General features: G+C 72.6%; 22 protein-coding genes and 2 pseudogenes. 14 read left to right on the forward strand and 10 right to left on the reverse strand.

What is annotated here, in order from left to right; genetic code table 11:
• Positions 1-10 precede the first annotated feature (10 nt).
• From ABNF97_RS24850 to ABNF97_RS24870, 5 genes are all read left to right on the forward strand, one after another.
• Positions 11-136: a SapB/AmfS family lanthipeptide gene (locus ABNF97_RS24850; RefSeq protein WP_130463203.1), complete on the forward strand. Its 126-nt coding sequence runs from the start codon at positions 11-13 to the stop codon at positions 134-136.
• A 76-nt stretch (positions 137-212) separates the two neighbouring features.
• Positions 213-2,135: an ABC transporter ATP-binding protein gene (locus ABNF97_RS24855; RefSeq protein ID WP_349339992.1), complete on the forward strand. Its 1,923-nt coding sequence runs from the start codon at positions 213-215 to the stop codon at positions 2,133-2,135.
• A complete protein-coding gene (locus tag ABNF97_RS24860; protein ID WP_130463204.1) occupies positions 2,132-3,904 on the forward strand; it encodes an ATP-binding cassette domain-containing protein in 1,773 nt (590 codons plus the stop codon). The genes ABNF97_RS24855 and ABNF97_RS24860 overlap by 4 nt, the downstream gene beginning before the upstream one ends.
• Positions 3,905-3,934: 30 nt before the next feature.
• Positions 3,935-5,413 (forward strand): carbamoyltransferase C-terminal domain-containing protein, encoded by a 1,479-nt coding sequence (locus ABNF97_RS24865; RefSeq protein ID WP_130463205.1) that lies wholly within the window; start codon positions 3,935-3,937, stop codon positions 5,411-5,413.
• A 215-nt stretch (positions 5,414-5,628) separates the two neighbouring features.
• Positions 5,629-6,396 carry a GNAT family N-acetyltransferase gene (locus ABNF97_RS24870; protein WP_165436730.1) on the forward strand — a complete coding sequence of 256 codons (768 nt, stop codon included), beginning with the start codon at positions 5,629-5,631 and terminating at the stop codon, positions 6,394-6,396.
• A gap of 106 nt (positions 6,397-6,502) precedes the next feature.
• Here the strand turns inward: ABNF97_RS24870 and ABNF97_RS24875 are convergent, their stop codons facing one another.
• From ABNF97_RS24875 to ABNF97_RS24885, 3 genes are all read right to left on the reverse strand, one after another.
• Positions 6,503-7,102 (reverse strand): LuxR C-terminal-related transcriptional regulator, encoded by a 600-nt coding sequence (locus tag ABNF97_RS24875; protein ID WP_130463207.1) that lies wholly within the window; start codon positions 7,100-7,102, stop codon positions 6,503-6,505.
• A gap of 98 nt (positions 7,103-7,200) precedes the next feature.
• Positions 7,201-7,806: a response regulator transcription factor gene (locus ABNF97_RS24880; RefSeq protein WP_349339993.1), complete on the reverse strand. Its 606-nt coding sequence runs from the start codon at positions 7,804-7,806 to the stop codon at positions 7,201-7,203.
• A gap of 235 nt (positions 7,807-8,041) precedes the next feature.
• Complete coding sequence (locus tag ABNF97_RS24885) at positions 8,042-8,647, reverse strand: hypothetical protein (protein WP_165436559.1); 606 nt, start codon at positions 8,645-8,647, stop codon at positions 8,042-8,044.
• Positions 8,648-8,974: 327 nt separating this feature from the next.
• On the opposite strand from ABNF97_RS24885, the gene ABNF97_RS24890 reads away from it, so the two are divergent.
• The gene (locus tag ABNF97_RS24890) at positions 8,975-9,247 is read left to right on the forward strand and encodes a hypothetical protein (protein WP_349339994.1); all 273 of its coding nucleotides are present in this window, start codon (positions 8,975-8,977) and stop codon (positions 9,245-9,247) included.
• Between the two features lie 140 nt (positions 9,248-9,387).
• Positions 9,388-10,587 carry an aminotransferase-like domain-containing protein gene (locus tag ABNF97_RS24895; RefSeq protein ID WP_349339995.1) on the forward strand — a complete coding sequence of 400 codons (1,200 nt, stop codon included), beginning with the start codon at positions 9,388-9,390 and terminating at the stop codon, positions 10,585-10,587.
• Between the two features lie 69 nt (positions 10,588-10,656).
• Here ABNF97_RS24895 and ABNF97_RS24900 read toward each other — a convergent pair whose 3' ends face one another.
• Together ABNF97_RS24900 and ABNF97_RS24905 are read right to left on the reverse strand one after the other, a co-directional pair.
• Entirely contained in the window at positions 10,657-12,234 is a 1,578-nt protein-coding gene (locus tag ABNF97_RS24900; protein WP_130463210.1) for an asparagine synthase-related protein, read from the reverse strand.
• Positions 12,235-12,239: 5 nt separating this feature from the next.
• Positions 12,240-13,250: a hypothetical protein gene (locus ABNF97_RS24905; protein ID WP_349339996.1), complete on the reverse strand. Its 1,011-nt coding sequence runs from the start codon at positions 13,248-13,250 to the stop codon at positions 12,240-12,242.
• A 319-nt stretch (positions 13,251-13,569) separates the two neighbouring features.
• On the opposite strand from ABNF97_RS24905, the gene ABNF97_RS24910 reads away from it, so the two are divergent.
• From ABNF97_RS24910 to ABNF97_RS24925, 4 genes are all read left to right on the forward strand, one after another.
• Positions 13,570-14,832 carry an ABC transporter substrate-binding protein gene (locus ABNF97_RS24910; protein ID WP_349339997.1) on the forward strand — a complete coding sequence of 421 codons (1,263 nt, stop codon included), beginning with the start codon at positions 13,570-13,572 and terminating at the stop codon, positions 14,830-14,832.
• Positions 14,833-14,855: 23 nt separating this feature from the next.
• Complete coding sequence (locus ABNF97_RS24915) at positions 14,856-15,833, forward strand: carbohydrate ABC transporter permease (RefSeq protein WP_349339998.1); 978 nt, start codon at positions 14,856-14,858, stop codon at positions 15,831-15,833.
• On the forward strand, positions 15,830-16,732 hold the full coding sequence (locus ABNF97_RS24920; protein ID WP_349339999.1) for a carbohydrate ABC transporter permease: 903 nt from the start codon (positions 15,830-15,832) through the stop codon (positions 16,730-16,732). Before ABNF97_RS24915 ends, ABNF97_RS24920 begins: the two co-directional genes overlap by 4 nt.
• A gap of 221 nt (positions 16,733-16,953) precedes the next feature.
• Positions 16,954-17,376: a hypothetical protein gene (locus ABNF97_RS24925; RefSeq protein ID WP_349340000.1), complete on the forward strand. Its 423-nt coding sequence runs from the start codon at positions 16,954-16,956 to the stop codon at positions 17,374-17,376.
• A gap of 137 nt (positions 17,377-17,513) precedes the next feature.
• Here ABNF97_RS24925 and ABNF97_RS24930 read toward each other — a convergent pair whose 3' ends face one another.
• Positions 17,514-17,783, reverse strand: coding sequence for a hypothetical protein (locus ABNF97_RS24930; RefSeq protein WP_130463216.1), 270 nt, complete (start codon positions 17,781-17,783; stop codon positions 17,514-17,516).
• A 190-nt stretch (positions 17,784-17,973) separates the two neighbouring features.
• A pseudogene (locus ABNF97_RS24935) lies at positions 17,974-18,561 on the reverse strand (GGDEF domain-containing protein); the annotation flags it as partial.
• Between the two features lie 475 nt (positions 18,562-19,036).
• Here ABNF97_RS24935 and ABNF97_RS24940 point away from each other — a divergent pair.
• The 3 genes from ABNF97_RS24940 to ABNF97_RS24950 all read left to right on the forward strand — a co-directional run bounded on the left by ABNF97_RS24940 (position 19,037) and on the right by ABNF97_RS24950 (position 21,262).
• Positions 19,037-19,276 carry a DUF397 domain-containing protein gene (locus tag ABNF97_RS24940; RefSeq protein WP_130463218.1) on the forward strand — a complete coding sequence of 80 codons (240 nt, stop codon included), beginning with the start codon at positions 19,037-19,039 and terminating at the stop codon, positions 19,274-19,276.
• A 306-nt stretch (positions 19,277-19,582) separates the two neighbouring features.
• Positions 19,583-20,440: a Sco1979 family transcriptional regulator gene (locus ABNF97_RS24945; RefSeq protein WP_130466041.1), complete on the forward strand. Its 858-nt coding sequence runs from the start codon at positions 19,583-19,585 to the stop codon at positions 20,438-20,440.
• A 60-nt stretch (positions 20,441-20,500) separates the two neighbouring features.
• A complete protein-coding gene (locus ABNF97_RS24950) occupies positions 20,501-21,262 on the forward strand; it encodes an SDR family NAD(P)-dependent oxidoreductase (RefSeq protein ID WP_130463219.1) in 762 nt (253 codons plus the stop codon).
• Between the two features lie 16 nt (positions 21,263-21,278).
• Here ABNF97_RS24950 and hpnH read toward each other — a convergent pair whose 3' ends face one another.
• The 3 genes and pseudogenes from hpnH to ABNF97_RS34305 all read right to left on the reverse strand — a co-directional run.
• Positions 21,279-22,283: an adenosyl-hopene transferase HpnH gene (hpnH, locus tag ABNF97_RS24955; protein ID WP_130463220.1), complete on the reverse strand. Its 1,005-nt coding sequence runs from the start codon at positions 22,281-22,283 to the stop codon at positions 21,279-21,281.
• A 76-nt stretch (positions 22,284-22,359) separates the two neighbouring features.
• Positions 22,360-23,316: a 4-hydroxy-3-methylbut-2-enyl diphosphate reductase gene (gene ispH / locus ABNF97_RS34300; protein ID WP_502930550.1), complete on the reverse strand. Its 957-nt coding sequence runs from the start codon at positions 23,314-23,316 to the stop codon at positions 22,360-22,362.
• Positions 23,317-23,406: 90 nt separating this feature from the next.
• Positions 23,407-23,841: pseudogene (locus tag ABNF97_RS34305) on the reverse strand (phosphorylase family protein); the annotation flags it as partial.
• Positions 23,842-23,850: the final 9 nt, after the last annotated feature.

Below are 23,850 nucleotides of genomic sequence, written 5' to 3' on the forward strand. Positions count from 1 at the left end.
GTGAACACACATGGCGCTTCTGGACCTTCAGGGGATGGAGCTGGCCGACCGCACCGGTGGTGGTGACGGCGGCGGGAGCCGGGCGAGCCTGCTGCTCTGCGGCGACAGCTCGCTGTCCGTGACGACCTGCAACTGATCAGGTCAGCATCGGGGCCCTGGGTGGGCAGACGTCCCCACCCAGGGCAACCCGTGTCGACAGGAGGGTGGGACGGGTGATCGCCGACGGGAACCGGTTGCTCCGGCAGGCGGTCACGTACGGCGGCGGCTGGACCGTCACCCTCGGCGCCGCCGCGCTGCTTGGCGCGGCGGCCGAACTGCTGCTACCGGCCGCTCTCGGGCTGGCCGTGGACGCCGCGCTCGGCCAGGCGGACCGGTGGTGGCCGCTCGCCGCCTGCGGCCTGGTCGTGCTGATCGTCGCCACCGACACGCTGAGCAACCTGGCCGGCGGCGCCGGCACCGCCCGGACGACCGCGCGGCTCCGGCAGCGGCTGCTGGGGCACCTGCTCGCCCTCGACCCGCGCCGCGCGACCCGCTATCCGGTGGGTGACCTGGTCGGCCGGCTGGTCGGGCAGGCGGCCGACGCGGGGCAGGCCGGTAGCGCGGTGGTATTCGGAGTGACCGCCGCGCTGCCCCCGCTGGGCAGCGTGATCGCGCTGCTGCTGCTCGACTGGCGCCTCGCCGTCACCTTCGGTGCGGGGCTGCTGCTGCTCGCCGTCGGCCTGCGTGCCTTCGTCACCGACGCCTCGGCCGCCGCCGCCGGCTATCTCGGGGTACAGGGCCGGATCGCCGGGCGGCTCGCCGAGGCGCTGCACGGTGCCCGCACCATCGCCGCCGCCGGCAGCGTCCAGGTCGAGATCGACCGGGTACTGGCGCCGCTGCCACTGCTGCGCGCGCACGGTAACCGGACCTGGACCACGCTGGCCCGGGCCTCGGGCCGGACCGCCGGGGTGGCCCCGCTGCTGCAACTGGCGATCGTCGCGGTCGGCGGCTGGTCGGTGGCCGACGGTCGGCTCACGCCGGGCCAACTCTTCGCCGCGGTACAGTACGCGGCGCTCGGCGCCGGGCTCGGCAGCATCGTCGCCACGCTGAACCGGCTGGTCCGGACCCGGGCCGGCGCGCAGCGGATCGCCGCCGTGCTGGCCGAGCCGCCCCGGTCGTACGGTACGGCGCCGCTGCCCGCCGGCACCGGTCAGCTCGTCCTCTCCGGCGTGACGGTGTACGGCGACGACGGCAGCCGGGTGCTGGCCGGGATCGACCTGCGGGTGCCGCCGGGTGCCACGGTCGCCGTCGTCGGCCCGTCCGGCGCGGGCAAGTCGACCCTGGCCGCGGTCGCTGGCCGGCTCCGGGATCCCGATGCCGGCGAGGTGCTGCTGGACGGGGTACCACTGTGTCGACTGAGCCGGCCCGCCCTTCGGCAGGCGGTCGGGTACGGCTTCGAACGGCCGGTGCTGATCGGCGACACGATCGCCGAGGCGGTCACGCTCGGCTCCGCGGTCGACTCCGGCGGTCAACCCGGCCTCGGGCGCGCCGGCTCCGGACAGGTGACCGCCGCCCAGCGGATCGAGGACGGGCGGGCAGCGGCTGACGGGCCGTCCGACGTGGGTCGGGTCGTCGCGGTTGCCCGGGCAGCGGCGATCGACGAGTTCGTCGAGCGGTTACCGGACGGCTACCGCAGCCGGCTCGACGCGACCCCGATGTCCGGCGGTGAGGCGCAGCGGCTGGGTCTGGCCCGGGCGCTGCACGCGGACCGGCTGCTGGTCCTGGACGACGCGACGTCCAGCCTGGACACCGCGACCGAGCACCGGATCGCTGCGGCGGTCGCCGCGCACCGGGACCGGCGTACCCGGTTGGTGGTGACCCACCGGGTGGCCACCGCGGCCGCTGCCGACCTGGTCGCCTGGCTCGACGGCGGCCGGTTGCGTGGTGTCGGCGCGCACCGGGAGCTGTGGAGGGATCCGGCCTACCGAGCCGTCTTCGCCGCGTCGTCACTGCCCGACCCGGCGCCAGCGAAGCCAGCCGAGCCAGCCCGGCCGACCGGGCCCGCAGGCGCGATCGCGCCGACCGGGCCCGCAGACGCAATCGCGCCGACCGGGCCGGCGGGGCCTGCGGGGCCTGCGGTCGAGGTGGTCCGGTGAGTGGCGTGGTCCGGTTCACCGCCGCCGCGCTGCGCCGCCGAGCCCGCCCCCTTGGCCGGCTCGCCGGTTGGTCGGCGGCCGAGGCGCTGCCGGCCCTGCTCGCCGGCAACCTGACCGCCCGGGCCGTGGACGACGGATTCCTCGCCGGTCGGCCGGGCACCGGGTTGGCCTGGCTCGGCGTACTGGCCGTCGCCGTCGCGATCGGTGCGGTCGGCACCAACCGGGCGTACGCCTGTCTCGGCGATGTCGTCGAGCCGTTCCGCGACGAGCTGGCCGAACGGGTCGTCACCGGGGCGCTGCATCGGTCGACCGCCGCCGGAGCCCGGCCGGAGACCGCCGCCGTGGCCCGGCTGACCCACCAGGTGGAGATCGTCCGGGACACCTTCGCCGGCCTGGTGATGGTGGTCCGGGGCTTCCTGTTCACCGCCGTGGCGGCCCTGCTCGGGCTCTTCTCGCTGACCCCGGTGGTGGCCGGGGTGGTCGCGGTGCCGCTGATCGCCGGGCTGGCACTGTTCGCCGCCACGCTGCCGGCGATGGTCGTCCGGCAGCGCGACTACGTCCATGCCGACGAGCGGCTCGGCGAGGTGGCCGGCGCCGCCTTCACCGGACACCGGGACGTGGTGGCCTGCGGGGCGCAGGAGATCGTCGCCGACCGGGTGGGCCGGCAGGTGCACCGGCAGGCCGGTGCGGAGTACGCGCTGGCCCGGATGGCGGCACTGCGCAGCCTCAGCCTGGCGGTCGGCGGCTGGCTGCCGCTGGCGGTCCTGCTGCTGGCCGCTCCGTGGCTGGTTCGGCACGGGCTCACCGCCGGTGCGGTGCTCGGCGCCCTGGTGTATGTCGCCACCGGTCTTCAGCCGGCGCTGCACGCGCTGGTGCAGGGCGTGGCCGGCGGCGGACTCCGGTTCGCGGTGACGCTGGACCGGATCCTCGACGCCACCACACCGCCCCCGACCGACACCGCCGCCAGCCAGCTCCGGACCGTGACCGAGGCCGCCGCGGAGGTCGACTCGCCCCGCGCCGGGGCCGCGCCGGTCTGGGCCGAGCTGCGCGGTGTCACCTTCCGGTACGGCCCTCGGGCGCGCCCGGTCCTCGACGGCTTCGACCTCACCCTCGGCGAGGGGGCGTACCTGGCGGTGGTCGGGCCGAGCGGGGCCGGCAAGTCCACCCTGGCCGGGGTGCTCGCCGGGCTGCTCCGGCCGCAGGCCGGGACGGTGCTGCTCGGTGGGACACCGGTCGGTGCTGCCGAGCCGGCGGTGCTGGCCCGGCACCGGGTGCTGATCCCACAGGAGGCGTACGTCTTCGCCGGGACCCTGCTGGACAACCTGCGCTACCTGCGGCCCGACGCGCCGGGCAGCGAGGTCGACGCGGCGGTGCACCGGCTGGGCCTGCTGCCGCTGGTACGTCGCCTCGGCGGGCTGACCGCGACGGTGGACCCGACGGCGCTCTCCGCCGGTGAGCGGCAACTCGTCGCCGCCGTGCGCGCCTTCCTCTCCGCCGCCCCGCTGGCGATCCTGGACGAGGCGACCTGTCACCTGGACCCGGTGGCCGAGGCGACCGTCGAGGAGGCCTTCGGCGCCCGCCCCGGTGCGTTGGTCGTCATCGCCCACCGGATCAGTTCGGCCCTGCGGGCCCGAGAGGTCCTGATCCTCGACGGCGGCCGCCCGCTGCACGGGCGGCACCAGGACCTGCTGGCCGGTTCGGCGACCTATCGGGAGCTGGTCGGGCACTGGCACGCCGATCCGGTTCGGGCCGGGGTCGCCGATGGCTAGTCGGAGCGACAGGGGGATAGAGTTGCTTCGATGGAAGTCACGCACGTCCTCGGCCTCAGCGCGCTGTCGCACGACGCGTCGGCATGCGTCGTCCGGGGTGACGAGATCCTCTTCGCCGGTCACGCCGAGCGGTACTCACGCCGGAAAAACGACCCCGAACTCACCCCCGGGCTGCTCGCCGAGGCGCTCTCCTGGGGACCTCCGGACCTGATCGCCTGGTACGAGCACCCACTGCGGAAGAAGCTGCGGCACGTACGGGCCGGCCAGTACCGGCACGCCGTGGCCGTCGACGACCTGCCCCGGCGTTACCTCGCCCGGCTCGGCCTACCGGAACTGCGCGGGGTGCCGATCCGGTACGTCGGGCACCACCACTCGCACGCCGCCGCCGGGCACTTCACCAGCGGTGAGCGGCACACCGCGGTACTCACCGCGGATGCGATCGGCGAGTTCGAGACGCTGACCCTCGGCGAGTTCTCCGACGGCGTCTACCGGGTCTTCGCCCGTTGCCGCTACCCGCACAGCCTCGGGCTGCTCTACAGCGCCTTCACCCGGCGCTGCGGGTTCACCCCGAACGAGGAGGAGTTCATCGTGATGGGGCTGGCCGCACTCGGCCGGCCCCGATACGTCACGCAGATCAAGACCGACCTGATCGAACTCACCCCACCCACCTTCCGGCTCCGCCGCAACGTGCATCGGGGCATCGGCGACTGGCAGCCCCGGGCCGACCCGGCGGACCTGGCGGCGAGCGTCCAGGCGGTGACCGAGGAGGTGCTGCTCGGCGCGGCACGCTGGCTGCGTAGCCGAGTCGACGCGGCGACGCTGACCGTGATGGGCGGGCTGGGGCTCAACTGCGTCGCCAACGAACTGCTCGCCCGGCGCAGCGGTTTCGATCGGCTGACGCTGCTGCCGAACCCGGGGGACGCCGGTTCCAGCCTCGGTGCGGCGGCGGCGGTCCTCGGCCGCCAGCTCAACTGGACCGGACCGTACCTGGGCACCCGGATCGAGGGCGAGTACCCGGTCGCGGCGCTGGCCGAGGCGCTGGCCACCGGGACGGTGGTCGGGGTGGCGCGCGGTCGCGCCGAGTTCGGTCCCCGGGCGCTGGGCAACCGCTCCCTGCTGGCCGATCCGCGCGGCCCGGACTGCCGGGACCGGGTCAACCGGGTGAAGGGGCGGGAGCCGTTCCGCCCGTTCGCCCCGGTGGTCCGGCAGGAGCACGCCGGGAGGTACTTCGACATGCCGGTCAGCGCGTCGCCGTACATGCAGTTCACCGCCAGGTGTCGAGATCCGCGGGCGTTTCCCGGGATCGTGCACGTCGACGGGACCTCCCGGGTGCAGACCGTGACCCGCGACCAGCATCCGGGCCTCTACGACCTGCTCGGCGAGTACGAACGGCGGACCGGCTGCCCGATCCTGCTCAACACCAGTCTGAACCTGAAGGGTGAACCGCTGGTCAACGACCGGGCGGACGCCCGCCGGTTCAGCAGCCGGACGGGCGTTCCCGTGCTGTGAGCCGGTCCGCCCGATCAACTCGTCGTCGCCTCGGTGGTCCGCCGATGGATCGCCGAGCGCCCCGGCAGCGGTAGTCGGGCATGCCGCGATCCGTTCGGGGTATGCGGACCGCGGCGACGTTCTCTGTCCCAGCGGGTGCCGGTGAGCCGTGACCGGGTTCCCGGCGCCTGGCCTGGGGAGACGGGGAGGCTGACGTCATGCGTATTCCGCCCGGTATGGCTAACGATCTCCGTTCCAGTATCGTGGCGACCCCGCCGGCCGATCCCACGGACGCCGAGCTGGTCGACGGACGGTTCATGCTGCGCCCGGCGAGTTGCACCGATCTGCCGGCGATGTCCCGAGCACACATTGAGTTGCTTCCGATCGGGCTGTTCCCGTCGTTCGGCGCCCGGTTTGTCCGCCGCTGGCAGCGCACCCTCCTGCGTTCGACGCACGGTGTGGGGATCGTCGCCGTGGACACCACCACCCCGCCGGGGGAGTTCGTCGGCTTCGTGTTGGGCGTCAGCGACCAGAACGCCCACATCGCGGAGTTGACGAAGAAGCGAGGGGTTCTGGCCTCGCTCGCCCTCGCCGGGTGCGTGGCGCTCATCGTCCGGCCCCGGGTCGCCGTGCGCGCCGTGCGATCGCGGGTGCGGCCGTGGGCCCGGCGGCTGCTCCGCCTCGGCGCGGCCACCGCGACATCAGGGCGATCGGCGTCGGTCGCGGCTCCGAACGTGGCGGTCATGACCGCGCTGGCTGTCCGGCCGCGGTGGCGCAGGAGCGGCATCGGGGTGATGCTGGTCCGCCGTTTCGTCGAGCAGGCACGGACTGCCGGCGCGATACGCGTCGAGGCGCAGACCTCGACCGGATCTGTCGGTGCGACCGGGTTCTACGAGCGGCTGGGGTGGACGGCGGGCGCGCAACGGTCGACGCCGGATGGCGAGAGTGTGCGAACGTACCACCACCACCTCGCGGGACCCATGGAGAGTCCAGACCCGACATGACGGGGCCAGCGGAGCGGCGTCCCGGCCGCGGAACGCGGTGTCGGGCGGGACCTCGCCGGTCCCGCCCGACACCGCGCTCCGGCCGCCGGAGGCGGACCCGCGTGGTTCAGATCCAGCCCTTCTCCCGGGCGATCCGGATCGCCTCGATCCGGGTACGCGCGCCGGTCTTGCCGGCTATCCGGGAAAGATGGTTTCGTACGGTGCCGGCCGACAGGGAGAGCTTGCTGGCGATCTCCACCACGGGCCACCCCTCGGCGGCGATCTCCAGCACCTCCACCTCCCGCTGGGTGAGCGGGTTGTCCCGGCGAAGTGCCGCGACCACCAGATCCGAGTCCACCACCGAGCCCCCGCAGGCGAGCCGGCGGACCGCCTCGACCACCCGCTCCGGGGCGACGTCACTGCCGAGGAACCCGAGACGCTGGCACTGGGCCCGCAACGCGTCCCCGAGCACCCTGGGCCGACGCGGGTCCACCAGTACCAGTACCGGTGGTGGTTCGGACGGCGCGACGGCGCCGGAGAGCGCCCCCGCCCCGAAGAGCTTGACGTCCGCGATGGCCACGTCGGGACGCTGGATTCGCAACGCCGTGCCGATGTCCTCGGCTCGGTCGACCTCCGCGACGACCTCGATGTCGTCCTGAGTGGTCAGTACGAAGGCCAGGGCGCCGCGGATGAGAGCGCCGTTCAGCGCGAGCAGCGTTCGGATCACGTTCCCCCCTGCTACTTGTCATCGCTAGATCACCCCGCGTGAACATTCAAACACGACTACGCCGAGTACGCCCGTTGGAGCGACCCGGACCGCCGAGGTCAGATCCAACCCGCCCGCTGGGCCTGCCGGACCGCCTCCAACCGGTTTCGCGTTCCGGTCTTACGCAGGATCACCGAAAGGTGGTTACGCACCGTGCCGTGCGCGAGGTAGAGCTGACGGGCGATCTCCTTCAGCGGCAGCCCCTCGGCGGCCATCCGCAGCACCTCCAGCTCACGGTTGGTCAACGGGCTCTCCGGCGGGCTCAGGGCCGCGACGGCGACGACCGGGTCGAACACCCGCTCGCCGAACGCCACCGCCCGGACCAGCCGGGTCAGCTCCGCCGGTGGCAGGTTCTTGTCCACGAACCCCCGGGCACCGGCCCGGATCGCCCGCTGCAGCGCCTCCGGGGTCAACTGGGTGCTCAACGCCAGCACCGCGCTGTCCGGCGCATCCACGCTCAGCTGCGCCACCACGTCGAGCATGTCGGCGCCCGGCAGTTCCATGTCGACCACGACCACGTCCGGGCGCCGCCGACGGGCGACCGTCACCAGTCCGCCCGGCTCGTGCAGGGCCGCCACCACCTCCAGGTCGTCCTCACTCGACAACACCGCTTGCAACGCCCCCCGCAACAAACCCATCTCCTCCACGATCACAATGCGGATCACGAGGTCACTCCGATCTCGGTACACAAACTCAGCGACAACGCGGCATCCGAGCGGGTCCTACCCGGGCGGAGCCGATCACGAGCACGATTGGGTACGGCGCCGTCGGTCGGGCCCGCCAGTTCGAACGGGTACGGCGGTGCCGGATGCACCGACGGTGGCTGCCGCCAGCCGCCTCAGGATCGGAGGCGGCCAGGGCGGGAATGGGAGAGCGACCGGAATACGGCCGCCGGAGCGATCAGCCAGGCAGCGCCGGTACGCCCGGCGACCGACCGGTGGGACGGGCGTCGCCGTAGGCGAGCACCGAGAGAGATCGCGCGGACGGCTGCCAGCCGACGGTGGCCGGCAACGCGGCGGCCGGTCCACCGGTGAACGAGACGGGGCCGGCCTGCTGGGTGCCGGCGCCGTTGTCGAAAGGTGGATGCGGAGTGGAGGGAGACCCGGAGTTGAGGCTCCGGGCGACGGCACGTGGCCCGGACGTACGGCTCGCTCCGGCCGCGTTGCCGGCACCGTGGTGGAGCAACTGCCACAGCGGCGCGGCCGGCCCTGGCGGCTCGGCGAGAATCGGGACCGGCGTCGTCCGCTCTGCCGGGACCGGCAGCGCCGTGACGGGGTACGCGGGAGGCGGTCGGACCGGTTGGTGCATCAGGATCCGTGGCGCCAGGGACCCGGGGTAATCGCCGTGCGAAACCTGGCGGACGACCATGGGTACCCTGCCGACGATCTCCGGTACGCTCCCGACCACCAACCGTTCGGCCACCCGTTGCACGCCCGCCGCCACATCCGGCAGCACCCCCACCATGACGGGCACCCCGGCCACCACCTGCGAGAGCGGAGGGTTCACCAGCGACACTCCCCCGGCCACCACCACCGGGAGTGCGCCGCGCTCAGGCCGGGAGGCGGCAGCGTCGCGTGCCGGATCGGCGGCCGAATCCCTCCGCTGCGGCCGTGTCGCGGGCCCGCCGCCTTCGACGCCGGCCGAGCGAAGGACCCGGTCCGGACCGACACGCTCGGGACGGACACGCTCGGGACGGGCACGCTCGGGACGGGCACGCTCGGGACGGACACGCTCGGGACGGACACGCTCGGGACGCGAGGGCTCCGGACGGACGCGCTGCGGGCGGGAGGCGGGGCGAACGGTCCCGGGTGTCTCTTTTCGAGTCAACTGAACGTGATCGTCCAGGAGCGCCGGCAGCCTCGGCGCGACCGTCTCGACGAGCGCGCCGAGTGGCCGTGGCCCGGGGAGCGGAGCGCCGCGCTCGTCGGCGAGGGCCGGTCCGTCGAGCATGGCAAGGAGGACGTACCCGGCGAGTGCACCGCCGCTGAGCAGGGCGATCCGGGCCAGCAGTCGGACGGCTCGCCGGCCGTGGGCCGGTCGAACCGGACCCGGCACGTGCCGGACTGCTGGGACCACGGCCATGTCGCGCAGGCACTCCTCGGCTAGGCGGACAGGTACGGAAGCGTAACGCAGTGTCTATCACGCCGCACCCGCCGCACGGCGCCGGCTCGCGGGCGCGCCGAGGGGCACCGGTTCACTCACGTCCTCACCCGGAGCGCACCGCCCGGTCGCCCTATCGTGAGCGGATGACCGCCGCCCGCCCCACCGCACTGCCCGTCGTGCAGTTCCACAGCCGGGCCGGCTGTGTGGACCTCGGTTGGGGCCATCCGCATCCGGCGGCGCTGCCGGTGGACGCCTGGGCCGAGGCCACCCACTCCGCGCTGCGCCGGTACGGTGCCGCCGCCCTGACCTACGGCTACGCCGCCGGCCCCGGTCCGCTGATCGAGTGGCTGTGCGAACGGTTGGCCGAGGTGGACGCCGGGCCGCCCGAGCCCGCTCAGGTCTTCGTCACCGGGGGCGCGTCGCACGCCCTCGACCTCGTCGCCGCGCTGCTCTGCCGGCCCGGCGACGTCGTTCTGGTCGACTCCCCCACCTACCACCTGGCGCTGCGGATCGTCGCCGACCACCGGGTCGAGATGGTGCCCGCTCCCGCGGACGAGGACGGACTCGACCCCACCGCCACCGCCGAGCTGATCCGAGCGATCATCCGACGGGGCCGGCGGGTGGCGATGCTCTACCTGGTGCCGACGTTCAACAATCCGACCGGACGGTCGCTGCCGAACGAGCGCCGCTCCGCCCTGCTGGCCGTGGCCGCCCGCAGCGGCGTACCCGTGGTGGAGGACGACACCTACCGGGAACTCGCCTACCCGGCGCCGGCGCCGGCCTCGCTGTTCAGCGGTGCCGAGCCGGGGACGGTGGTCCGGATCGGATCGTTCGCCAAGAGCGTCGCGCCGGGACTTCGGCTCGGCTGGCTCACCGCAGCCCCGTCGCTGGTCGCGGCGGTGACCGCGCGAGGCTATGTGGACAGTGGTGGCGGGGTCAACCACACCGCCGCGCTGGCCCTGGCCGAGTTCGCGGCGTCCGGCGCGTACCGACGGCACGTCGAGGCGATCCGGGTCCGGTACCGCCGGCAGCGCGACGCGCTGGTCGCCGCCGTACGCGCCGAGCTGCCGCAGGCGGAGTTCGTGGTACCCGACGGTGGCTGGTTCCTCTGGCTGCGGCTGCCGCACCCGTACGGCGGCACCGAACTACTGCCGCACGCCGAGGCGGCCGGCGTCTCGTACGTGCCCGGGCGGCAGTTCTTCGTGGCCGACGCCGGGCACAGTTACCTGCGGCTGTCGTACTCGATGTGCGACCCGGAGACGCTGGTCGAGGGGGTGCGCCGGCTCGCCGGGGCGTACCGGGCCGCCGGACTGTCGGAGCGGTCCACCCCGTTGCCGGGCTGAAGGGCGAGCGCTCTCGGTTGCGCGGGGACCGCTGCCGGGCGCCCAGCGGCGGCACCAGCCGGCGAGGGCTCAGTTCTGTCGGCCGGAGCCGGTCAGCCGACGCCAGGCCGGGCCGACCTTCCATCTCGCCATCCCGGCCAGGTCACGGGCGTGTTCGAAGACGTCCGGCGGGGCCGCGCCCCTGGCGACCGCACGGTCGAGGTCGTGGCCGCAGCGCACCAGTACGGTGTCGAAGTCCCGGCGTACCGGTTCCAGCAACTCGTAGCCGAAGGCCCGGTACTGGCGGGCGAAGAGCGCCCGGTACGGTCGCACCCCGTCGTACAGCCCCGACGAGTACGCCATCGGTTCCCTGGGCCGGTCCCGGACGTACGCGGGCAGCAGGTCGGCGTGCGCCTGCCGGAGCAGCGAGCGCTGCCCGCCGTCCCGGCCCAGCTCGGCCGGCAACCGCAGCGCCAGCTCGACCAGCGACAGGTCGAGGAAGGGCAGCCGGGCTTCCACCCCGTGCCCGAAGCTGGTCCGGTCCAGCCGCTGCAACCGGGTACGGCAGAGGTTGCGCAGCCGGTGCCGGAAGAGCCGGCCGGCCGCTTCGGGGCCGACCCGGTCCGAGCCGGGTTGCACGCCGAGGAGGTCGTCTGCGCCGTCACCGGTGAGGACCACCCGGACGCCGAGATCCCGGACCCGCCGGAACAGCGGCACCGAGACGACCGCGTCGATCAAATCGGCGTACTCGGTCAGTTCGGAGCTCCGGATGGCCGCCCGGATGTCGTCGAGCTGGATCTCCCGGGGCTGGATCTCGATCACCTCGTGGTGCACGCCGACCTCGGCGGCGATGCGACGGGCACACCTCACGTCCGGGCTGTCCGGGGTGCCGACGGTGAACGCCACGCAGTCGTGGTGCAGTTGCCGGACATGCAGCAGGGCGAGGGTGCTGGCCACGCCGCCGGAGAGCAGGACCCCGACGGTGAGGTCGGTGTCGACCCGGGCCCGGACGCTGTCCCGGACCGCCTCCCGGAGCAGGTCCGCCGCCTGCGCCGCGTCGCGGACCGGCGGCGCTCCGGCGCCGATCCGGGCCAGGTCCAGGTACGGCACCAGCTCCGGCCCGCTGACGGCGTCGGCCCAGCCATGGTGCCCCGGCGGCAGTTCGGAGACCGGTGCGCCGACCGGCACCAGGGCTTTGATCTCCGAGGCGACATGCAGCCGGCGCAGGTGTCGGGACCAGTAGAGCGGCCGTACCCCGAGCGGGTCTCGGGCCAGGTAGAGCCGCCCGGTGGCGGTGTCGGCGAGGGCGAAGGCGAACTCGCCGCGCAGCCGGGTGACCGCCTCCGGCCCCCAGGCCAGAAACGCCTCCAGCACCACCTCGGTGTCGCTGGCGGTGCGCAGTGGACGGCCGAGCCGGAGCAGTTCGGCGGCGAGTTCCCGGTGGTTGTAGACCTCGCCGTTGTAGCAGAGCAGCCACCGGCCGTCGGCGGAGCACCAGGGTTGTACCGCGCGCTCCCGATCGACGATCCGCAGCCGCCGGACGCCGGCGAGCAGGTCGGGGCCGAGCCGGGTCTCCACCAGGTCGCCGCGCGGGGTGAGTTCCGCCATCATCCGGTGGAAGGTGCGGCGGTCGGCGCCGGGGCCGAGTAGTAGGACGATGCCGGACACTCCGCTCAACCTCCCAGTGCGGTCAGGAAGTCGCGCCGCAGCCGGTTGGCCGCGCGCGGACTGACACAGACGTGCCAGGTCTGACCCTCGTCGATCACGTTGACGTCACCCCAGCCCTGCCGCTCCCGGAGCAGGGCCGCGACCATGCCGGGCGCGTCGAAGCGGCGCAGCCAGGACATCTCCAGATCCATCGCGTACCCGGGGCAGTGCCCGCTGGGCAGCATGGCCGCGTACCCGAGGGCCCGGAGCCGATGCTGGTGTTCCAGGCTGCGGGCGAGGCTTGTCACCCGGAGCGGCGGGGTCGGTCCCGGACGGCGCCGGGCGAGGTCCGCGGCGAGCTGGTTCAGCAACGCCACCACCTCGGGTCGGGTCCGGGTGGTCCGGGGTCCACCACCGGTGGCCGGTGGCGCGGCGCGACCTGCCGGCGCGCCCGAGCGCGGCCGGACCCGGCGCCGCACCGTCCGGGCTGCCCGGGTCAGCGGGTGCTCGGCCGGGCGCCGGTAGCGGAACCGGAGCAGGCCGGTGCGGCGGAGCGCGTCGAGGTCGACCAGTTCGGCCGAGTCGTGCAGGTCGGCGTCGGTCGGGAAGCCGGGCAGGTGTCCCCACCACATGACGTCGATCCGGGAGAGCAGGTAGATCCGGACCAGCCCGGCGAGGTTGCCGGCGCCGCCGCGGTTGTTCGGCCGGTAGTCCCGGATCTCCCGGACCAGCCGGCTCGCCGCCTCTGCGGCACCACCGGGGAGTACCCCGAGCACCGCGCGGAAGTCGGGGCCGGTGATCCGGTCCGTCAGAGTCCGCTCCAGCCTGGGCAGGTCGTCGCGGCCGGCCTGGCCGGTCACCCCGGCGACCAACTCCGCCACCGCCGCCCGGTAACCGACCAGTTCGGACAGGGAGGCTGCGGTGACGGTACCGGGACGTTGATTCGGGCCGGCGGTCACGCTCGGCTGCGGCTGCGGCTGCGGTCCGGCCGACCGGATCCGCGATCCGGTCTCCCCGGCGACCTCTTGGCTGGGCATGTCCGGCCCTCTTTCAGGTTTCGGCGTGACCCGAACAACACTGCCGATTTCGACCGTAACACCCGATAAACCGGAAAAATGTGGGTTGCCTGAGTATCCCTACCGCCGTGTCCGGTGCCCTCGCCGGGGCGTTGTCCCTCTCGGTGCGTCCGACCCCTGCAACGCACCGGTGACGGGGGTGCCGGGAGCGTTGCCTTGGAACGTTTTTACTCAGTCATTGACGAATGTAAATCAGTCTCCTAACGTACCTGGCAGGCTTCTCAGGCTCACCCTTACCCCGTCCGATGCCGCGCGAACTGGCCCGGGAGGTTTCACGGCAATGATGAAACGTTTCAGAACTATCGTCGCCGGCAGCGTCGCCCTCGCCTGTCTCGGCACAGCGCTCGCCGGCTGCGGCGGCGACTCCGAGTCCGGGCCGGCCACCCTCCGGTACTCCTGGTGGGGCAATGCCGAACGGGCCGACCTGATGAAACAGGCGATCGCGCTCTTCGAGTCGAAGAACCCGGACATCAAGATCACACCGAGCTTCCAGGAGTACGAGGCGTACTGGCAGAAGATGGCCACCGAGACGGCCGGCGGCAACGCCCCGGACGTACTTCAGATGGACTTCTCCTATCTGCGCGAGTACGCCGACCGGGGCGTGCTGCTCGACCTGAAGAAGCAGACCGGCGACCATCTCGTCCTCGACGACCTGCTCCCCGGCTTCCAGGGCGCCGGCGAGGTCGACGGCGCCCTGTACGGCGTACCGGTGGGCGGCAACACCTGGAGCATGTACTACAACCCGGCGATCTTCGCCAAGGCCGGAGTGCCGGAACCGGCCGCCGGCTGGACCTGGCAGGACTACCGGAACGGCATGGCGAAGATCACCGAGGCCACCGACAGCTACGGCGGCGGCAACTACACCGGCATCATCTACAACCTGGAGGTGCGGCTCCGCCAGCAGGGCGGGCAGCTCTTCACCCCGGACGGCAGGCTCGGCTTCACCAGGGAGCAGCTCGGCGCGTTCTGGACCGAGGGCCAAGAGCTGATCAAGGCCGGGGTGGTGCTGCCGGTGGACAAGGCGGTGCAGATCAAACCCCGCTCCGGCTTCGTCGACGACCTGATCGCCTCCGAACTCGGCTGGGACAACTTCCTCGTCCGGTACGCCGCCGAGGTCAAGACCCCGTTGAAGCTCGCACCGGTGCCGACCGACAACCCCGGGCAGCTCGGCCAGTACCTGAAACCGGCGATGCTGCTCAGCGCCGCCAGCCGGACCGAACACCCGGAGGAGGCCGCCGAGCTGATCTCGTTCCTGATCAACGACCCGGAGGTCGGCCGGATCTTCGGTGCCAACCGCGGTCTGCCGGCCACCAACGCCCAGCGGGCAGCCGCCCAGCTCCAGGGTCCGCTGGCCGAGGTCGCCGCCTACGAGAAGAGCATCGCCGACCAGTTGACCAAGGCTCCCCCGGCGCCGCCGAAGGGCGCCGGCAGTGTCGAGGCGACCTTCATCCGGATCAGCGAGGAACTCCACTACGGCCGGATCTCCGTCGACCGGGCGGTGGACGAGTTCTTCACCGAGGCGGGGCAGAAGCTCGGTTCCTGAAGCGAAAGGAGCACCAGCAGCGCATGGCGACCAGCCAGAGCGCCGTACGCCCCGACGAACCGGCCGGTCCGGCGCCGCGTTCCCGCCGGGTCGGCGCCGCACCGGGGCGGCGGCCCCGGCGACCGGGCGACGGACCCGCCGGCTACCTGTTCCTGTCTCCGTGGATCCTCGGCATGCTGCTGCTGACCGTCGGACCGATGGCCGCCTCGCTCTACCTCTCCTTCACCGACTACAACCTCTTCACCGAACCGGAGTGGATCGGGCTGGAGAACTACCGGCGGATGTTCGGCGACCAGCGCTGGCTCCAGTCGATCCGGGTCACCGGCGGGTACGTGCTGATCGCCGTACCGGTCAAGCTGGCCGCCGCGCTGGCGGTGGCGCTGCTGCTGCACCAGCGTCGCCGCGCCCGGGGCTTCTACCGGGCGGCGTTCTACGGGCCGTCGCTGATCGGGGCCAGCGTCAGCGTGGCGATCGTCTGGCGGGCGCTGTTCAGCGACGACGCGGTGGTCGACCGGCTGCTCCGCGCCGTCGGGGCGGAGGTCGGCGGCTGGGTCGGCAATCCCGAGCTCTCACTGCTGATGCTGGTGCTACTGGCCGTCTGGCAGTTCGGCGCGCCGATGGTGATCTTCCTGGCCGGGCTGAAGCAGGTGCCCGCCGAACTCTACGAGGCCGCCCAGGTCGACGGCGCCGGCCGCTGGCGCCGATTCCGGTCGGTGACACTGCCGATGATCTCGCCGGTGCTCTTCTTCAACCTGCTGCTGGAGACCATCAACTCGTTCCAGATCTTCACCTCGGCGTACGTCATCGGCGGCCGGAACGGCAGCCCCGCCGGCTCGACACTCTTCTACACCGTCTACCTCTACGACCGGGGCTTCGCCGACTTCCAGATGGGCTACGCCTCGGCGCTGGCCTGGATGCTGCTGCTCGGCGTCGGCCTGGTGACCGCGTTCCTGTTCCGGACCGCCCGGGGCTGGGTGCACTACGCCGGAGACCAGCGATGACCACCACCGAGGTACCCCGGACCGGTTCGCCGCCCCGGACGGCGGTCGCGGGCCGCTCCGCGCCCCGCCGCCGGTGGGCCAGCCTGGCCTGGCACCTCGGCGCGCTGGCGATCCTGGCCGTGCTGCTCTACCCGGTCGGCTGGCTGGTGGCCGCCTCGTTCAAGCCGTCCCAGTCGATCCTCGGCAGCCTGCACCTGCTGCCGAACGAACCGACGGTGGCAAACTACCAGCGGGCCGCCGACGGGCTGGCCGGAATCGGCGTGCTGCGGTTCTTCGGAAACTCGGCGCTGCTCGCCGGGCTCTCGGTGGTCGGCACGGTCGCCTCGTCGGCGCTCGCCGGCTACGCCTTCGCCCGGCTGCGCTTCCGGGGCCGGGCAACCATGTTCGGGCTGATGATCTCGACCCTGCTGCTACCGTTCCACGTCCTGATCATTCCGCAGTACGCGGTCTTCCAGCGGCTCGGCCTGGTCGACACCTACCTGCCGCTGCTGGTCGGCAAGTTCCTCTCCGGTGAGGCGTTCTTCGTCTTCCTGATGGTGCAGTTCATGCGGACCATCCCGGCCGAGCTGGACGAGTCGGCCCGGATCGACGGCGCCGGACACTGGGCCACGTTCTGGCACATCGTACTGCCGCTGTCCCGGCCCGCCCTGGTCACCACCGCGATCTTCACCTTCATCTGGACCTGGAACGACTTCTTCGGCCCGCTGATCTACCTCAGCACCCCGGAGAAGTACCCGCTGCCGCTGGCGTTGCAGCTCTACATCGACCAGACCACCATCTCCGACTACGGTGCGCTGATGGCGATGTCGATGCTGGCCCTGGTGCCGGTCATCGCGTTCTTCCTGTTCTTCCAGCGGTTCCTGGTGCAGGGCGTCGCCACCTCCGGACTGAAGGGGTGAGCGAGCGCACGGACTGAGTAGGGGTACTCGGGTCGCGCCAGACGTCGGTGGTGGAGAGTCGGGTTCAGCACCTCCCACGGTTGGCAGCCGGGGAGGTCTGCTCGCAAGCATCCGAGCCGGATTCGACAGTTCCACCCAGCCAGAGGAGCCGATGCCATGCCGACAACCGACCGCCCGTCCCTCCACACGGCTACCGCCGGGAATCACTCGGGCGGCTCCTGATGACCGGACGGCAGCCGGGCCACCGCCGGCACACCCCGCTCTGGATCGTCGGGCTCGCCGGCCTCACCGCACTGGCCTACTGGGCGTTCCTCGGCTGGGACCAGCAGAAGGAGACCGACCCGGTGACCGGGGCGCAGACCGGTCCGTACTCGGCGTGGCAGGTACTCGGTCTCGGGCTGGTACTGGCCTTACTGGTCTTCGAGACGGGGCGCCGGGGCCGGCCGTGGCTGGCCGGCGTCGTGGTACCGGCGGTGCTCACCGTGGCCTTCTCGGTCGACGCCGCGACGGACCCGGACGGCGACGGGCTCTGGGTGATCGGTGCGGTGCTCGTGGCGCTCGGCTCGGCGCTCGGCGCCGGCCCGGTCGCGGCGCTCGGCGCCTACGCGGGCCGCCGCTCCCGCACCCGCACCCGCACCCGCTGAGCACCGACGGGCAGGTTCCGGCGCCCGCTGAGCACTCGAGGCGGTCCCCGCGCTCGCTGAGCAGTCGACGGGGCGGGTTCCGGCGCCCGCCGAGCAGTCGACGGAGTCCGGGCCCGTGGAACACCGGGGCGGCAGTCCTAGCGCCGGCCGGCGGGTTCGCCGTCCAGCAGTGGGTCCGGCTCCTGCCGCCGGATCATGTACTGCGCGGTGAGGGTGTCCACCCCGGTGCCCCGGGCGCTGTTCGGCCGGTACGTGACCGTCGCGGCCAGCGCCGAGGCCGCCTCGACCACCCCGGCGCGCCAGGTGCCGGACCGGTAGACCCATACCGGATCGGTCGGCCGGTAACTCGCGGCGGGGTCGATCTCCGCCGGGTCCCGTCGGTGCGGATCCACGTTGGGTACTGGCATTTTGTCACTGCCCTCCTGACTCGGCACCGGGTGTCGTCTCGATCAGTTCACGGGGCACGGCCGGCGTGCCGGTGGCCTCGCCGGTCGTACCGCTCGACAGGCCCAGGTGCGCCTGGCCTCGGACGTACCCCCCGGACGGACCGACGCAACCGGCTGCGTCGAGATCGGCCGGGGCGAGTCTGGCCCGTTGGGTCTTCACCCGGTACATCGCGGCGTCGGCGTGGTTGAGCGCATCGGTCAACTGTGTACAGCCATGCACCGGAGCCAGTCCGATCGACGCGGTGACCCGCAGGTCACGCTCGGCCACCTGGATCGGTGCGGAGAGCAGCTCCGCGAGCCGTCGCGCGGACTGGTGCAGCCAGCGCCCGTCGGCACGGGCGCCGGCGAGCAGGCCGGCGAACTCGTCGCCGCCGAGCCGGGCCACCAGGTTGTTGCCGGCGTACGCCGCGAACCGCCAGGCCACCGCGATGAGCACCTGGTCACCGGCGGCGTGGCCGAACCGGTCGTTGACCTGCTTGAAGTCGTCGAGGTCCAGGACCACCGCGACCAGCGGCGGCCGGCCGGGATCGGCGACCAGCGCGGCGCCGACCTGGTAGAAGGCCCGCCGGTTGAGCAGCCCGGTCAGCGGGTCGTGGGTGGCCGCGTGCCGTTCCGACTGCAACTCCTCGCGGAGCCGGGCCACCTCCGCCTCGGCCATCCGCATCCGTCCGCGCATCCGCCAGGCCGTGCCGAGGCCGGCTACCGCGGCTGCGCCGGCCGCGACGGTGAAGGGATCCACAGTGCCGTGTCCCTTCAGGAGACCCGGCTCGGGGACGGGTCGTGGGCCGGACCGGGCCGCTGTCCGATGGCTGGTAGCGGAGAGTAAACGGTGACTGTCCGTGATCCAAGTTCGCCTACCCCAGCACGGGCGGAAACCGTGCCGTCGCGATGTGTTGGCGACCATCTGCCCAGGCAGGCGGGCACGCGAGCGATCTTGCCTGGTCCCCGACGCTTCGATTGCGCTGGCAACGGCCCCCCGCCTCCATCACGAAAAGTGAACAAACGGACACACCCTTACCGCGCTATCATGCTCGCTGTCAGGTGCAGACGCAAGAGCGAATGCACGTGCAGATGGTCATGCAGAGATGACCAGACGCGGTGTTCCACGCACCGTCACGGCTGAGGACGCGTCCACGGGGAGGAATCAAGTACGCAGTCGGGCCTACGCGACGCCCACCGCCCCCAGCCCTCCGGAACCTCCAGAAAGACTGGCGATGATTCAGACGTACAACGGCATGTCCACCGGCCAGCTGCCGACCCTCGCCTGGCAGAAGAGCCGCCGCAGCAACCCCAGCGGGAACTGCGTCGAGATGGCCGAGTTGCCCGGCGGCGCCGGTATCGCGGTCCGCAACTCCCGTGACCCCGACGGGCCGGCACTGATCTACACGGTCGACGAGATCACCGCCTTCATCCTCGGTGCCCGCGACGGGGACTTCGACAACCTCATCGGCTGAACAGCGGCGCCTCCGGCGCCGGTACGCCAACACCGTTCGCCACCACCCCGACACGTCTCCGCGACCGGCGACTGGCCGAGAGTCGCGAAAATTAGCGCGTTGGGTCTACCCTCCTCACCGTCAGGGCATGGCATGCTTACCGACGGATTTGCCCAGCCCCCGGCGGGCTGCGTCGAGCATGTGTGGAGGCGACACGTGACGATGGCTCCATCCGGCCGTGGTTCGGTCCCCGACGGCGAGGTCGCCGACGGTGGATCGGCCGTCGACGGTGGACCGGTCTTCGCGGGCGGAGCCGCCGACCCCGGAATGGCGGGCGGCCCCACCGTGCTGCGGATCCTGCTCGGAAGCCAGTTGCGCAAACTGCGGGAGGCCAGGGGCGTCAGCCGCGACGACGCGGGCTGGGAGATCAGGTCGTCCGGGTCCAAGATCAGCCGGATGGAGCTGGGCCGGGTGGGATTCAAGGAACGTGACGTAGCCGATCTGCTGACTCTCTACCAGGTGACCGACGAGGACGAACGGTCCGCGCTGTTGGCCCTGGCCCGCCAGGCCAACAACCCCGGATGGTGGCACCGGTACGGCGACGTACTGCCGAACTGGTTCCAGTCCTACCTCGGGCTGGAGGCGGCGGCGGCGCTGATCCGGGCGTACGAGGTGCAGTACATCCCCGGGCTGTTGCAGACCCGGGACTACGCCCGGGCCGTCGTGCTGCTCGCCCACGACGGGGCACCGCCCGACGAGATCGAGCGTCGGGTCGAGCTCCGGATGGACCGGCAGAAGGTGTTGACCCGGCCCGGTGCGCCGCAACTGTGGGCCGTGGTGGACGAGGCGGCCCTGCGCCGGCCGATCGGCGGGGCCGGTGTGATGCGCGGCCAGATCGAGCACCTCATCGAGGCCGGCAGGCTGCCCAACGTCACGGTCCAGGTGATCCCGTTCCGGGCCGGCGGGCACGCCGCCGCCGGGGGCGCGTTCAGCCTGCTCCGCTTCCCCGACCAGGAACTGCCGGACGTCGTCTACATGGAACAGCTCACCAGCGCGCTCTACCTCGACAAGCGCGACGACGTGGACTACTACGCCGCGGCGATGGAACGGCTCTGCGTCGAAGCCGTCCCGCCGACCGAGACCCCGGCGTTCCTCCGCGCCATCCTCGCCGACCTCGCCTCCTGAGCCGCAACGCATTCGGCGCTCCGTCCGGTCCGCCGGCCGCGGATGGGCCACACTACCGGTATGACCTCCCGCCGCCTGGCTGGCGCCGTCGCCCTGGTCACCGGCGCATCCTCCGGGATCGGCGCCGCAGCGGCCCGACGGCTGGCCGGTGCCGGCGCACGGGTGTTCCTCAGCGGCCGCGACCCGGAACGGCTCGCGGCGGTCGCCGCCGAGTCCGGCGGTACGGCGATCCCGTGCGACCTCACCGACCCCGACCACACCGCGGAACTCGCCGCCCGGGTACTCGACAGCGCCGGCCGGGTCGACGTCCTGGTCAACAACGCCGGCCAGGGCTTCGCCGGGCCACTCACCGGGATGACCGACGCCGAGATCCACGCGCTGGTGGCGGCGAACCTGACCGCCCCGATGCTGCTCGTCCGGGCGGTGCTCCCCGGGATGCTGGCCCGGGGCAGCGGCCGGCTCGGCTTCGTCGGCTCCATCGCCGGGCGGCTCGGCGTACGGGAGGAGGCGGTCTACGCCGGTACCAAGGCCGGGCTGAGCGTATTCGCCGACAGCCTCCGCAAGGAGACGACCGGCCGGGGCATCGTGGTCACCGAACTCGTCCCCGCCGTGGTGGACACCCCGTTCTTCGCCCGCCGGGGCCGGCCGTACCCACGCCGTCACCCCCGGCCCGTGCCGGCGGAGCGGGCCGCCGACGCCCTGCTCACCGCCATGCTCACCGGCCGGCACGAGGTCTGCCTGCCGCGCTGGATGGTGCTGCCGATCGCGGTCCGGGCCACCCTGCCGGCCACCTACCGACGCCTCGCCGACCGGTTCGGCTGAGCCCATTCCCTGCACCTCAGTTGGCCCGAACCGCCCGGATCGACTCGCGCAGCGAGGACATGGTGGCGAGCACCGCCGTCGGCTCGTACCCGCAGTGCGCCATGCAGTTGGCGCAGCGGGCGTCCCGCCCCCGGCCGTACGCCGACCAGTCGGTGGTCTCGATCAGCTCCTGGTACGTCTGCACGTAGCCGTCGCCGAGCAGGTAGCACGGGCGCTGCCAGCCGAAGAGCGAGTACGACGGGATGGCCCAGGCGGTACAGGAGAAGTCGACCTTTCCCTCCAGGAAGTCCAGGAAGAGCGGCGAGTGGTTCAGCCGCCACTTCCTCCGGCGCCCCTCGGCGAACGCCTTCCTGAACATCGCCCGGGTCTCCGCGACGCCGAGGAAGTGCTCCTGGTCCGGCGCCTTGTCGTAGGCGTACGCCGGGGAGAGCATCATCTGGTCGACGCCCAGGTCGTCGTTGAGGTAGTCGAGCACCTCGATCACGGTCTGCGGGGTGTCGGTGGAGAAGAAGGTCGTGTTGCTGGTGACCCGGAAGCCGCGCCGCTTCGCCTCCTTCACCGCCTCGACCGCCTCGTCGAAGACCCCCTCCTTGCAGACCGAGGCGTCGTGCCGCTCCCGCAGCCCGTCGATGTGCACGGCGAACGAGAAGTACCGGGACGGAGTGAACTTGTGCAGCTTCTTGCGCAGCAGCGCGGCGTTGGTGCAGAGGAAGACGTACTTGCGGCGCTTGACGAGTTCGTCGACCAGCCGGTCGATCTCCGGGTGCATCAGCGGCTCGCCGCCGGCGATGGAGACCATCGGCGCCCCGCACTCCTCGATCGCGGCCAGCGCCTGCTCCACCGGCATCCGTCGTTTCAACACGTCCGCCGGATGCTGGATCTTTCCGCAGCCGGCACATGCGAGGTTGCAGGCGAAGAGCGGCTCCAACTCGACCAGCAGCGGAAAGTGCGTCCTCCGGCGCAGTTTCTGCCCCATCAGGTAGCGGCCGACCCGCAGGCTCTGGCGTAGTGGCATTCCCATGGTCAGCACCCCGTTCCGGTCGGCCGGTCGATCGGCGCGCGGCGGTCCCACGCGGCACTGCGCGAACTGGTCCCCGTCATGGCGTTCGAATCTCCTTGGGAAGGGTGAAGTGCACATCCTCGGTTTGAGTGGTGTGCTCCCGTACCGCGTCGGCGCCGAGTCCGACCAGTGCCGCCACGGTCTGGTCGACCAGCCAGGGCGGCGCCGACGCACCGGCGGTCACGCCGATCGTCCGTGCACCGGCGAGCCAGCGCAGGTCGACCTGCTCGACGTCGTCGACCAGGTACGCCGGAGTGCCGCCGCGCTCGGTCACCTCGACCAGGCGCCGGGAGTTCGACGAGTTGGCCGAGCCGAGCACCAGCACCACGTCGGCGACGGCGGCCACCTCGCGCAGCGCCGCCTGCCGGTTGGTGGTGGCGTAGCAGATGTCGTCCGAGGCTGGTCCGGTCAGCGCGGGGAACCGCCGCCGGAGTACGTCGAGGACCCCGGCCACCTCGTCCACGGCCAGGGTGGTCTGCACCAGGTACGACACCCGGTCCGGGTCGGCGACCTCGATCCGCTCGGCGTCACCGACCGACTCCACCAGGGTGATCCGGCCGGGCGCCTCGCCGAGGGTGCCCTCGGTCTCCTCGTGCCCGGCGTGCCCGATCAGCAGCACCGTGTTGCCCCGCCCGGCGAACCGGCGTGCCTCGCTGTGCACCTTGGTCACCAGTGGACAGGTCGCGTCGATCACCGGCAGCCCCCGGTCGGCGGCGATCTGCCGGACGGCCGGCGCCACCCCGTGCGCGGAGAAGACGGTCGTCGCCCCGTCCGGGATCTCGGCCAGTTCGTCGACGAAGACCGCGCCCCGGCGTTGCAGGTCGGCGATGACGTGCAGGTTGTGCACGATCTGCTTGCGGACGTAGACCGGCGGGCCGTGCCGCTCCAGTGCCTGCTCCACCACGCTGATCGCCCGCTCCACCCCGGCACAGAACGACCGGGGCGCGGCCAGCACCACCTGCCGGGCCGTGGTTGCCGCCGCCCACTCCGACAGGGCCGGGCCGAGCCGCGGCAGCACCCGCAGCGCCGCCACCACCCGGCGCAGCGTCGCGGGCCGGTACAGCGGATGCGGCGGCACGTCCGCGACCACCCGGACGCAGGCGATCGGCCGTCCGGCGGCGCCGGCCAGCAACGCTGCCGACTCGGTGTCCACCGCGATCGCGCCGGTACCGGCGAGCCGGGCCCGGTCGGCGCCGTCCACGATCCGTCGGCTGGTCGCCACCGGTCCCAGGTGGACGGTCAGGCCGCGCTGGCGCAGCGCCGCCGCGAGCATCGGGGCGGCCGGACACGGGACCGGGGCACCGCCGACCACGCCGGCCCGACGTACCTCGGTGGCCACCACCACATCCCCGGTGCGCAGCGTCGGCACCAGGCCACCGGCAATCCCGGCCACCGCCAGCGCGGCGGTGTCCCGGAAGCCGGCGGCCACCCGGGTGGCCCGGGCCGGCCCCCGACCGGTACGCCGCAGCGGTGCACCCGGCGGCAGGCCGCGCCGCAGCGCGAGTGCCTCCGCCCGCATCGGTGCGAA

Origin of the sequence: Plantactinospora sp. B6F1 (assembly GCF_040120695.1) — a bacterium.
Classification (GTDB): domain Bacteria; phylum Actinomycetota; class Actinomycetes; order Mycobacteriales; family Micromonosporaceae; genus Plantactinospora.